A 12545-nucleotide genomic window follows, 5' to 3' on the forward strand; every position below is an offset into this window, starting at 1 on the left:
ACCCGCGCTACGCGGCTCATACGGCGCTCGCGCCGTCGGTGCGGCCGCGCATGGCGAGCGCATAGGCTGCGGGCACGTGCTGCGCGTCGCGGCGGGCGTCGTTGGCGCCTCGACGCATCGCGCGATAACGCGTCCAGCAGGCGGTATCGCGAGTGCGGGTGAGCGCCAGCAAGGCATGCGCGAAGCCTGGCATTGCACGGGTGCCAATGGCGGCATACCAGTACCACGCAATGTGCCGCGCCACCGGCCCCAGATGCTCGCGCAATACCAGATGCAGGTTGTATGCGGTGTCGGCAAGCGCGTCCAGCGTTTGCGCGTCGCGGCCGTTGTCATCGAAACGTTCGGCGGGGAAATGATCGACCGCCACGCGCGGATCGTAGACCATCTTCCAGCCCGTACGCCGCACGCTCAGGCTAAACGAGAGGTCGTTGGCGGATTGCGCGCCCTTGCCGCGCAGACGCGTATCGAAGCGCAATCCGCCCACCGCCGAGCGTCGATAAATCATGTTCGCGCCCTTCAGCAAGGAGACCGTTCGTGGCGCGCCCACACCCAGATGATGGTTGCCGCAGATCTTGCCAGTGCGGCGGATCACGCCGACCTCCGAACGCTCGCCATCGAGCAATGCCCCGCGTTCGAATACCCAGTCACGCCCGCCGAGCGCGCCCAGCCTTTGATCGTCGCTGAAGGCTTGATCAATCCGCGCGAGCCAGTCGACGCGCGGCGCGGCGTCGTCGTCGGTGATCGCGATGATGTCGCCGCGCGCCGCATCAAGTCCGCGGTTCAGCGCTGCGACCTGCCCGCCCAGACCCGTCTCGATCACACGCAACTCGAACGGATTGTTCGCGGCCAGCTCCGTTTCGAGCGCGCGATGCGTCGCATCGTCTTCGGGACGCGCGATGACTAGCACTTCATCCGCCGGGCGAGCCTGCGCACGCAACGCGTCGAGGCAACGCTTCAGGTCGGCGGGACGACGGTACGTCGGCACCATCACGGAGAGGGTCAGGGTCGAGGTCGATGCTGGGGTCGATGTCATGCAGCGCTCCGCTCGCGTTCAAACATTCAAGTAGTCTTCAACCGCTGCATAGTGTCCGCGGTTATAACCACGCGAACGTTGCGGCATGCCGTTCATGATCGCGCCGTGCAGCGGAATACCCGCCGAGCGCAGACGCCGAATGGCATCGGAAATTTCCATTTCGTTGTGCGCGCCCGAGCGCATCACGAGGAAGTTGGTCCCTGAAAGCTTGCCAATGATCGATGCATCCGTGACGGCGAGCACCGGCGGGGTATCGATGAAAACTACGTCGTACACGCGCCCCAGGCCGTCGAGATATTGCTGCAAGCGCGGCGACATCAGCAGCTCCGACGGATTCTCCGGACGCTTGCCCGCAGGCATGAAACTCAGGAACGGCGTGCGCGTGGTGCGGATGGCCTGCTCAAGTCCGACCGTGCCGGCAAGCAATTCCGCCAGGCCATTCGTGCGCTCGACGCCGAACGAACGTTCCAGCTTGCCGCGCCGCATGTCGCCGTCGATCAGCAACACTTTCTTGCCCGATGCCGCGAGCAGCACGGCGAGGTTCACCGCGAGAAAGCTCTTGCCGACACCCGACGCCGGACCCGTCAGCATTACCGTGTGATTGCGCGCTTCCATCAGCGTGAACTGCAGCGACGTACGCAGGCTACGCATGATTTCCACGCAGACATCGTTCGGGCGCATGGTCGCGAGTATGGGCGCAATCCGGTCACGGTCACGCTCCGTGCGCTTCGCTTCCGCATCGAGCTTCACTTGTTCCATGCTCATGGGAACGAGGCCGATCAGCGGCAAGCCTGCCAGACGCTCGACCTTGTCCGGATCCACGATGCCCTTGAACATGGCGCGGCGCAGGAACACGAGGCCAGTCCCAAGGATCAGACCGAGAATCACGGCCGCCGACATGATGAGGAATTTCTTCGGTTTGATCGGCGCACCCGGCCGCAGCGCTGCATCGACAATATGTACGTTGCCGCCCGTCCCGGCCTTCTGCACCGACAACTCCTGCACGCGATTCAGCAACAGCACGTAGATGTCTTCGGCCACTTTCGCATCGCGCTGCAACGATACGGCTTTTACTTCGGAGGCCGGAAGATTCTTGAAGCGTTCGCTGAAGCGCGCACGTTCAGCTTCCAGTTGACCAAGCTGCTGCTGCGCGACGATGAGCGCCGGGTGGCTGCTTTCGAAGCGCTGGTCCAATGTGGCGATCTGAAGCTTCAATGCGGAAATCTGCGCCTCGTACGTGATGCTGCCTTCAAGGTAAACCTTCGCTTCGTCGCTTGCGTTGATCGAACCGGACTTGCTTTGATATTCCGTCAGCGCGGCTTCAGCACGCTCGAGATCACCCTTCAGTCGCGGTTGTTCGCTCTTCAGGAACGCGAGCATTTTTTCGGCATCGGCCTGCTTGCTTTCAATGTGCTGATGCAGATACGAATCGGCCAGCGCATTCGCAATTTCAGCCGCGCGCGCGGGGTCACCGTTCTCGAGCGAGATCTGGATCACACCGGTCGACTTGCCCTGCTCGACGACCGTGATGCCCGACTGAAATGATGCGATGGCATCGAGGTCATTGGCCCGTAACACCACGAAGCGCGTACCGGGACGCGCCACCAGTTTCGTGACATCGATCGATACGCCATTGCCCTGCGCCATCTCACCCACACGGCCTTCGAGCAGCGGCACGCCTTCCGGCGTTGCCAGCGAATAGCGGTCATTACCGAGCGCAGTCATGGTCAGCTTCACGCCTTCCAGCGACGGGACCACTTCAATGGAATCGACCGTGGCCTGTTCACCGCCCCACGCATACGACGTCATGCCGAGCCACGGCTTCCCGGGTTTGCCTGGCGTGGCGAGCCGTGCAGCGATGCTGCCGAGCACCGGCACGGTCATCGGACTCACTGAAAAATTGAGCTTGCACTGCGTGACGACCGGCGCCACCACGCCGCGACTCTTGATGATCTCGATCTCGGCGTCGGTCGGCAGCGCGCCGGACGAATTACCGATCGCGGCGCCCGTCTGCGTCTGGGTGAGCGCTTGCGACGTATTGTCGGACTGCTCCACGCGAACGTGCGCGTCGGCGGAATAGACCGGCTTCGCGACGTAGCAGTACCCGGCCGCGGCGAGAATGATGAACGCCGCGGTACCGATCAGCCACCAGATGTCGTCGAGGACCACCTGCAGCAACTGCCCGAGGACAACGTCCTCTTCTTCGGTCTTGCCCTGATAGGAATGTGCTGGCGTGCTCACGATTCAACCCCGGTTGGTTTGAGGTATTCGACGATATGAAAAGCGTTCATCGCGTCAGTTCCTTCAGGTAGAAGAGTGTCTGCAAGGTCGGCAGAACCTGGTTGACCATGCGGTTGAACTGGACGGCGCCAGCCGTGCCCACGTACACCACGTCGAGCGGGTGAAGCTGGAATTGCGCGGACAGCAGCAGCGAATCCGGTTGCGTCAGATCCAGCCGGTAAATCTCCGGCGAGGTTGGCTTCTCACGTGCACCGCGCACCACGTAGATTTGCCGTGCGTTCGCGTCCGTGTCGAGGATGCCGCCGGCTTGCGTCAGCGCATCGGCGATCGTCAGGCGGCCTTTCATCATCGAAACAGGCAGCGGCGTCTTGACTTCGCCCATCACGAACACGCGGCTGTCGGTACGATCCGGCACGTTCACGATATCGCCCGACTGCAGCATCACGTTCTGCGAAATCTCGCCACGATCAAGCACGCCGTCGGCATCAAGCACATAGAGTTTGCCGTTGCGCGTGAGACGCACGCGCTGCAGGTCGGCGTCGGCGTTCGTGCCGCCCGAGCGTGTGATTGCATCGACCAGCGTGAGCGGCACATCGCTCATCGCGAGCGGTCCGGGCGTCTTCACCTCGCCGGTCACCGAAACCTTCTGGCTGCGATAAGCAAGCACGCGAACATCGACTTGCGGTTTCTTCAGGTACGGCGACAAGCCCGCCGCGAGCTGATCGCGAATCTCGCCCGCCGTCTTGCCCGAAACGTGCATCTTGCCGACGAACGGGAAGTAGATCGTACCGTCAGGCGAGACCGTCTGCCCGAACGGATCGGCCTGTCCGGGCAACGCAGTGGTGTATGGCTGCGCGAGGGCGCCAGCGATCGTTTGCGTGGTGTTGCCGCCCGCCGACAAGGTCTGCCCCTGCTGCGTGGTGAGCTCCGGGTGATCCCATATCGTGATGCCGATCACATCCTGCGGCGCCAGGCGATACACGTATTGCGCCGGATCCGCAAAACGCGCGGGCGGCAGCGCCGCTGCCGGACCCGGCCGGTTCTGCTGCATGATCACGTCCGCCGTGATCAGGTGCACTGAATAGGTCGCGCTCGGCGTGGGGTCGGAATCGTCCAGGCGCGACGTGTTCAGGTTGTAACCCGGCAAGGCGCCACAAGCCGACAAAAAAGTCGTCAGCGAAAAGACCACGGAGAAAGATAAGACTAGAGACCGGTTCACCATATTTTATTCAGCCATCCCTGGACCAGACGTTCGATTAGCCCGAAGCTCTCGCGATAGGCAACTTCGTGGCCGCCGTAAGGATCGGCCACTTCAGAGTCTTCCCACTTGCCAAGCAGATGCACCTTGCCGCGTGTGTACGGCGCCATCTGTTCAATCGCGGCAATCTGCTGTCTTTCGGGCACGAGAATCAACTCGGCTGCGCGCGCCATGGACTCGTCGAGCCGGCGCGCGGAGTGTCCCGATGGATCTACGTCGCGCTCCGCCAGCAAGCGGTACATCGTTGGATCGATGTGGCGGCCTTCCTCGGCAAAGAGGCCGGCGGAGCGGAATTCGATCGGGCGTCTTGCGTCTTTCCCCGCTAACTTGCCGGCGTAAGCGCGGAACAGCATTTCCGCGGCAGGGCTTCGGCAGACATTCGCATGGCAGACAATCAAGACGCTTCGAAACATGGGTTGTATCCGTTAAAGCGGCGCAGTCGCGGCATCGGGTCCTTCAACCGAAGCCGCGCTCGCCACGCCTGGTGTGTCGATATCGTTTTTATAGACCAGCTAATGTTGCTGGCTTGGAGAACCCGCTCAGACCGCTACGGGCGCCTTCACCGATTGCCGTACACCACGTCCTATCGCGTGATACTCCACGCCGATCTCGTTCATGGTTTCCGGCTCGTAGAGATTGCGGCCGTCGAAGATCAGCGGGGTCTTAAGACGGCGTTTCATGCCGTCGAAGTCCGGGCTCTTGAATACCTTCCACTCCGTCACGATGATCAGCGCGTCGGCGTTGTCGAGGGCCTCGGTGTGATCGTTCGCGTAGGTGAGGCGAGCGAGCAGCGCAGGCGTGTCGTGCAGATCGAGCGCGATCACCCGGCGTGCTTCGTCGGTTGCGACCGGATCGTAGGCGCTGATCGACGCGCCGCGTTCCAGCAGTGCCGCGATCAGTACGCGGCTGGGGGCATCGCGCATGTCGTCGGTATTCGGCTTGAACGCCAGGCCCCACAGCGCGAACTTCTTACCGCGCAGATCATCGCCCAGACGGGCCACGATCTTGTTGGCAAGGGTTTGTTTCTGGGCCTCGTTCACCGAGGTGACCGCCTTCAGGATTTCCATCTGCTCGTCGTACTCGCCTGCCGTCTGGATCAGCGAACGCACGTCCTTCGGAAAGCACGAACCGCCATAACCGCAACCCGCGTACAGGAAGTCGTAGCCAATGCGCGGATCGGAACCGATACCGCGACGCACCGCCTCAATATCCGCGCCCACGCGATCGGCGAAATTCGCGAGTTCGTTCATGAACGAGATACGCGTGGCGAGCATGGCGTTGGCCGCGTACTTGGTGAATTCGGCCGAGCGCACGTCCATGTAAAGCGTGCGTTCGTGATTGCGGTTGAACGGCGAATACAGGCGCTTCATGCGTTCGCGGGCGCGTTCGCCGGGTACGTCGTCGTCGCAGCCCAGCACGATCCGGTCGGGCCGCGTGAAGTCGTCGATAGCCGCGCCTTCCTTCAGGAACTCCGGGTTCGATACAACCGAGAACATGTGCTGCACACCGCGCGTGGCGAGTTCCAGATCGATTGCTGCCTTCACGCGACGCGCCGTGCCGACCGGCACCGTCGACTTGTCGACGATGACCTTGAAGTTGTTCATATAACGGCCGATGTCGCGCGCCGCAGCCAGCACGTACTTCAGGTCGGCGGAACCGTCCTCGTCGGAGGGCGTGCCCACCGCGATGAACAGCACTTCGCCGTGTTCAACCGCAGCCTGGACATCGGTGGAAAAGCTCAGGCGTCCTGCCGCACGATTGCGTGCGATCACGTCCTGCAGGCCCGGTTCGTGGATCGGCACGCCGCCGCCGTTCAGGATTGCGATCTTGCGTTCATCGAGATCGAGGCACAGCACGTCGTTACCGATATCGGCCAGACACGCGCCCGTCACGAGGCCTACATAGCCGCTACCGATGATGGTGAGTTTCATAGCACGCGCTCCAGGGTTGGCAAATTATTCAAATCGTTCTTAGTAAGCATTCGAACCGGCGAAACCCTTCCACAAGGTCATTGCAACAATCTTCATGTCTAGGCCGAAGGTCCAGTGCTGCATGTAGTACAGGTCGAGTTTCACGCGCCCCATCATCTTTTCGATACGGTCGGTCTCGCCACGAAAACCATTCACTTGCGCCCAGCCGGTGATGCCGGGTTTGATGCGATACCGGTACATGTACCCCTTGACGAGATCCTTGTAGATGTCGTCGTGCTCGAGCGCATGGGGACGCGGACCGACCACCGACATCTCGCCTCTCAGCACATTGATGAACTGCGGCAACTCGTCCAGGCTGGTTCTGCGCAGGAACGCACCCACGCGTGTCACGCGCTTGTCGCCCTTCTTCGCCTGCGTGACGTGACCGGCCGTTTCCTTATGCACTTTCATCGAACGGAACTTGTAGATCTCGAACTCGTAGCCGTCTATGCCCTTGCGTTTCTGCTTGAAGAACACCGGTCCCGGCGAGGACATCTTCACGGCCACCGCCAGCACGATCAGCAACGGCGCGAGGCACAGCAGCACGCCTGCGGCGAACAGGCGGTCGAACACGCGCTTCGGCAGCACCTTGAGGTCGGTGATCGGCGACGCAGCCAGGTTGATGGCCGGCACACCGAGCAGATCAACCACCGCATGGTTGAAGAACGACAGGGCGCGCACGTCCGGTATGAAGCGGATATTTACGAAGTCGTCGCGGAACTCCGTGACGAGCTTGTGGATGGTCCTCTCCTGCGAAATCGGCAGCGCCAGCCACAATTCGCGAATCGCGCGGCCACGCACCAGCTGCGTGAGGTCGTTCAGATCGCGGCTCACCGGTACGCCGGCCAGCATGACGTCCGGAAAGGTTTCATCGAACACATAGACCGGGCTGAAACCTGCCTCGGGACGGCTGCGCATCTGCTCGATCAAGAACTCCCCATAAGGCGCCGCACCCACGATGGCTACCGCTTTTTGGTTAAAACCTTCGCGACGGATCAACTTGAGCGTGGCATGTACAACGGCCTTCGAGATCATCAGCAAGGCCGCTGTCGCCGCGCCCCAGTACATCAGCCACATACGTGACAACAAATCCGCGCGATGCACGCTGAAGGTCAGCAGCACGCCAGCGCCCTCCACCATCAGCCACGCCAGCGTCACCCGCCACAGCAGGTCATACACGGGCTTGCCGCGCCACGACTGGTATATCCCGAACGACGGGAACGTCATGATCACCAGCACGCAATTGAACGCCAGCAGCGTGCTTTGCATATCGTCGAGCCAGACGGCATTTCCCGCGTGCAGCGATGCGGCCAGCAGCGCGCCCAGCGCTACCATCGCAATGTCGATCATTCTCGAAAGCACGCTCAACATGTAAGACACCTCGGGTGGGTAGATACGGTCTGCCTGGATCTCGCTTCAGCTTCACTCATTGGCTTAGCAAGAGAGAAAGCAAAGGCGGAGAAACGAGAGCGCTCGTCGCCTTGGTACATACCCGTATGAGGCTGGAATTAAATTCATGCTGCAACCGCAAAATAATGCGCGACTTAATTCACGTCTTTCCGCATATTTATTTTTGTCACGAAGCGGTTTGAAGGCCACGACAGCAGTCTACAGGCGATGTATTGATGAATTTTTTTTAGATTGTTACCGACCGCTAAACACCATGCTGACAAAGGCGTTTAGCCGAATTCAAGGTGATTAATTTTCGAGAAAAAATTCCTGAAAAGTAAGAAAAAAATTCAATCCATGATTCTCGTTACGTTTTAGTTACCAAGTTACCGATTTGAGTATGACAAGTGATTATTTTTCTGTTTTTTGATTTATCAGCTATTTAGTACGTGCTAAAAATTGTAATACCCGATCAAGCTCAAGGAGTTCTCCGTCATGACCGCTCTCGACACGACAATTACCAGCACTCCGCTCACTCCCGGGGCCATTGAAATGAAACTCAGAATCCAGCCAGTCATCCTGGCCGGTGGCGCGGGCACGCGCCTGTGGCCCATGTCGCGCGAGCACTTCCCCAAGCAGTTGATTGGTTTGATCGGTGACCAGTCGCTACTGCAATCCACCGCTCAGCGCCTGGATGGCCTGACCTACGGCACTGCGCGTATAGACGACGCAATCATCGTGTGCGGCGAGGATCACCGCTTTACGACCGCCGACCAATTGCGGGCCGCTGGCAGGCGCGCGCATCTCGTCCTTGAGCCGCTTGCGCGCAATACGGCGCCCGCGCTGACTGTCGCTGCCATGCACGCAATGGCAGCTGGTGAGGACGCTATCCTCGTGGTGATGCCCGCAGATCACGTTGTTACGGATACCGAAGCATTTCACAAGGCGATCGGTACAGGCGCCAAGTGCGCCCAGGACGGTGCGATCGTCACCATGTGCATCGTGCCGACGCATGCCGAAACGGGCTACGGTTACATAAAGGTCAGCCAGCAGATGCTTAGCTCGGGTGCGTGGCAACTCGAGAAGTTCGTGGAGAAACCGCATCTCGAACTCGCGCGACAGTACGTCAGCTCCGGCGAATACTGGTGGAACGCGGGGATTTTCATCGTGCGCGCTTCAGTATGGCTCAAGGCCATCGAACATTTCCAGCCTGCCATCTACAGCGCCTGCCGTGCCGCCTGCGATGCCGGCACGCACGACGGCGAGTTCTTCCGGCTCGACAAACAGGCGTTTGCGGCCTCGCCGTCGGACTCTATCGACTACGCCGTCATGGAGCAGTTGGCCAACGACCAGAGCGTCTGCTCGGGTGCCGTCGTGCCGTTGAACGCAGGTTGGTCCGACGTGGGCTCATGGGATGCAATCTGGAAGATCCTGCCGAAAGACGGCGAAGAAAACGTCGCGCGTGGCCGCGTGATGTTCCAGGGAGCTTCATCCACGTATGCGCATTCCGAAGGCCGGCTGATCGCGTGCGTGGGAACGCATAACCTGGTGATCGTGGAAACGGCGGATGCCATTCTCGTCGCAGACAAGGAGTGCGTACAGGACGTGAAGGCAATCGTCGGGCGCATCAAGGCGGAGCAAGGCAAGGAGGCCGCGGATCATCGCAAGGTGCATCGGCCGTGGGGTCATTACGATTCCATCGATAACGGCGAGCGCTTCCAGGTCAAGCGGATCGTGGTGAAACCCGGCGCGCGGCTGTCATTGCAAATGCATCATCACCGCGCCGAACACTGGGTCGTGGTGCGCGGTACGGCGCTTGTCACGCGCGGCACCGAGACGTTTATTCTTGCGGAAAACGAATCCACCTACATCCCGATCGGCGTGCAACACCGGCTCGAGAACCCGGGCAAGATGCCGCTTGAAATGATCGAGGTGCAGTCGGGAACGTATCTGGGCGAAGACGATATTGTCCGTTTCGACGACAAGTACGGCCGGCAATAAAAATACCGAGCGGCACGTGATTGACACGCGCCGCTCGGCGTTTCGAGTTCAAAACCATTTTGAGTCAAACCAGACAGACTGGAACAGGCGTGGTCCTGTGCGCTATCCGGCGTTAGCCTTGCACGTCCGCATAGCGGCGGATCTCAACGCGCTCCGGCGCTGCGGCGGGTTCATGCTTCGGCTCGCTCTGCGGCGCGTGGCTGGCCGCATTGACAACGGGCGCCGCACGATGAGGCGCGTCCGCAGCGGTTTGCGGAGGACGACTCACGCGCGTAGATTGCGCCGCGATCCATCTGCGAGACCATTCGAGTGCGTAGTCCGCCGCTTCCCGCGGGTTTTCGTAGCGCGGACCGATCAGGCCAGAACGTTCCACCCGGCGGCCGCCCTTCACTATTTCGGCCCAGCCACGGAACATGCTGCCCGCTACCGGCCGCGCGATGGCGTAGATGGCGTAGCCGCGGCCGTCATGCACAGGGGCACAATCGGGCTCGAAGGCCATTGGCAAGGGATCGACGGAATGGTGCCGTGCCCCCGCGCCCGACGGCTCGCGCTGCAGCGAACGCGAAGCCGTGCTGACCATGGCCGCCCTGCCTGCCGACAACGGCGTTGGCGCATTGGCGCGCGCAACGTCGTGCGCTTCAGCTATCCGGCGCGGGACGGTACTGAACAATGCGTCCACCGCGTTTGCGCCGTTTCCGTCAGAGCCGCCCCACGACTCCGGGTTCTGCCAGAACACGCCGCGCAGGCGATCGCATTCGTAGGTGGCCTGCGTCTGGCGCGGCGGCGCTTCGGTCGGCGTGGACGGCAGGATGGCGAAGGACCGGCCACGCGATGCCAGCCGCGTCACCATTTCGATCAGCGTGCCGTTCATTTGCCAGTCGTTGAAACGACGGCGGCAGGTGGGCACGGTCGGGTAGTGACTGGGCAGCTTCGACCAGGTTTCGCCGGTAGTGAGAATCCACAGCACGGCATTCACGATCGTGCGCGGATGCGCACGCGGACGGCCACGCCGGTGTTCACGGACTTCGCCTTCGGTCACGAGGGCGGCAACCAGTGCCCATTCTTCATTACTGAGTTCGTCGAAAAACATTGCGTTGCTCCATGCAGCCGGACTGCGCTGCGAATGTTGAACCAAGCGTAGCAGGCATTTTTTCCGCCTGTAAACGGATGAATCAAGAAATTCGAGGTATTCGCAAACGTTTGCTAAAAACAACAAGATGGTGCATGTAATCTGCATCAAATCCGCTACCTGGTGCAGAACAGGTTCCAAAGCGGCGCACAACCCAACTCTGGCATCTTGCGTATGAAGATTATTGCAGGAAGCATACCACCCTAATGGTTTGCCCGAATATGACAAAGCAGTAGATTTTCAGCGACCGTTATCACAAATAATTCTTACACTTCCGAGTAATTTATTCCGATTTACCGATTGACGTATTCAGTACGCTTTTCGGTGCACCTATTAAGCAAACCCAGAAAAATCCGTGCCTATCCTTAGCGCCCGATAAGCGCGTTCGACCCGTTCGACATCTGATGCCCGGTTGCTGGCTTGTATGCCTTCCAATTCAGGAACTGGTAAGGAAACAGCCTTGCAGTGTGGATAATCGCGCACCCGTAAATCAGGCGCGATGGTCGTGAAAAATGCCGTCGTCGGAATATCAAAGCCGGCGGCTATATGAACGGCAGCTGTATCCGGCGTCACCAGATAAGCCGCGTGCTTGATCCACGCAAGGAAATCTGCCGTGTCGGGCGCTCGCGAAGTGACGTCAGTGTAAAGCATATGATCGATAGCGCCAAAGCCTGCTATGGGAAGCCTGTAGCGCTGCCATAAGGCTTCGACGAGATCCTTGTGCATAGATGCTGGAATGCTGCGCACCGGCGTGCTTGCGGTCGGGCACAGCAACACATAGTCGCCCTTGAGCGCCTGAGGCCTTGGCAGCGCCAGCTTCTGCAGCCAATGATTGCGCTTGTCTATAGCTGGGACTTCGTCGGCCTTAATCCCCATTGCATCGAGAAAAAAATCGATCATCGGCAGCGAGGCGAACTTTGGCCAGAATAAATGATTGCCTAGGTCCACGCCCAATTCTTTGTAAGTAATTGCGTCAAGTTTCACCGGCAAATCCACAATGGAACCCAATAACGGTGCGGCTAGCTCGTAAAGACGCTTTACGTAGTCGGGCGCATGAGCCGGTCGATAAATCGTGAAGGAAATGCGCGGAAACCGGGCCTTGATGGCGGTAAGAGCAGTAAGGCCGATGACGGAATCACCCAGTGTCACACCCATGCCATTAATCACGTGTACACGCGACTGAGCTGCGTAATCCGGATTGAATTCAGCCAAAGCGGCATTGCGAATGCCGTTTGAAAGCCCGAGTGCGCGATAACCCACGGCATGGCTATCCGTTACTTCGAGATCGTAAGGCGCCACGATCTCGTCATGCTGCGAGAGCAGCGAGCCGGCATTTGTCAACGCCGAGACATCGTTCAAGAGCATGTGCAGTGTGGTCACCTTGTGAAGGCCGAGCGCAGCGGTGGGACGCTTTGCAACTTCGGCGGTATGGTCGTCTGATATTCGGGAGTCAAGCGGAACAAGTCACGCCGTACTTCGTCGTCAGCCAGCGCGCGCAACTGCATCAGCCACGGTAGCAATTTA

At 60.0% G+C, this 12545-nt stretch carries 9 protein-coding genes; 1 reads left to right on the plus strand and 8 read right to left on the minus strand.

What is annotated here, in order from left to right; all coding sequences use genetic code 11:
- Positions 1-16: 16 nt before the first annotated feature.
- The 6 genes from ACSQ36_RS14880 to ACSQ36_RS14905 form a co-directional block, all read right to left on the minus strand.
- The gene (locus ACSQ36_RS14880) at positions 17-1003 is read right to left on the minus strand and encodes a glycosyltransferase family 2 protein (protein ID WP_436183190.1); all 987 of its coding nucleotides are present in this window, start codon (positions 1001-1003) and stop codon (positions 17-19) included.
- Between the two features lie 48 nt (positions 1004-1051).
- Complete coding sequence (locus ACSQ36_RS14885; protein ID WP_436182454.1) at positions 1052-3274, minus strand: polysaccharide biosynthesis tyrosine autokinase; 2223 nt, start codon at positions 3272-3274, stop codon at positions 1052-1054.
- 46 nt (positions 3275-3320) lie between these two features.
- On the minus strand, positions 3321-4496 hold the full coding sequence (locus ACSQ36_RS14890; RefSeq protein ID WP_436182455.1) for a polysaccharide biosynthesis/export family protein: 1176 nt from the start codon (positions 4494-4496) through the stop codon (positions 3321-3323).
- Entirely contained in the window at positions 4490-4945 is a 456-nt protein-coding gene (locus ACSQ36_RS14895) for a low molecular weight protein-tyrosine-phosphatase (protein WP_213767084.1), read from the minus strand. The genes ACSQ36_RS14890 and ACSQ36_RS14895 overlap by 7 nt, the downstream gene beginning before the upstream one ends.
- Before the next feature lie 126 nt (positions 4946-5071).
- Positions 5072-6463, minus strand: coding sequence for a UDP-glucose dehydrogenase family protein (locus ACSQ36_RS14900; protein ID WP_436182456.1), 1392 nt, complete (start codon positions 6461-6463; stop codon positions 5072-5074).
- Positions 6464-6502: 39 nt separating this feature from the next.
- Positions 6503-7873: an undecaprenyl-phosphate glucose phosphotransferase gene (locus ACSQ36_RS14905; RefSeq protein WP_436182457.1), complete on the minus strand. Its 1371-nt coding sequence runs from the start codon at positions 7871-7873 to the stop codon at positions 6503-6505.
- A gap of 570 nt (positions 7874-8443) precedes the next feature.
- On the opposite strand from ACSQ36_RS14905, the gene ACSQ36_RS14910 reads away from it, so the two are divergent.
- Complete coding sequence (locus tag ACSQ36_RS14910; protein WP_436183191.1) at positions 8444-9892, plus strand: mannose-1-phosphate guanylyltransferase/mannose-6-phosphate isomerase; 1449 nt, start codon at positions 8444-8446, stop codon at positions 9890-9892.
- Between the two features lie 112 nt (positions 9893-10004).
- On the opposite strand, the gene ACSQ36_RS14915 is transcribed toward ACSQ36_RS14910, so the two are convergent.
- Both ACSQ36_RS14915 and ACSQ36_RS14920 read right to left on the minus strand, forming a co-directional pair.
- On the minus strand, positions 10005-10982 hold the full coding sequence (locus tag ACSQ36_RS14915) for a transposase (protein WP_436182458.1): 978 nt from the start codon (positions 10980-10982) through the stop codon (positions 10005-10007).
- A 372-nt stretch (positions 10983-11354) separates the two neighbouring features.
- On the minus strand, positions 11355-12386 hold the full coding sequence (locus tag ACSQ36_RS14920) for a glycosyltransferase family 9 protein (protein WP_436182459.1): 1032 nt from the start codon (positions 12384-12386) through the stop codon (positions 11355-11357).
- Positions 12387-12545: the final 159 nt, after the last annotated feature.

The organism is Caballeronia sp. LjRoot34, from assembly GCF_964253815.1.
Lineage (GTDB): Bacteria > Pseudomonadota > Gammaproteobacteria > Burkholderiales > Burkholderiaceae > Caballeronia.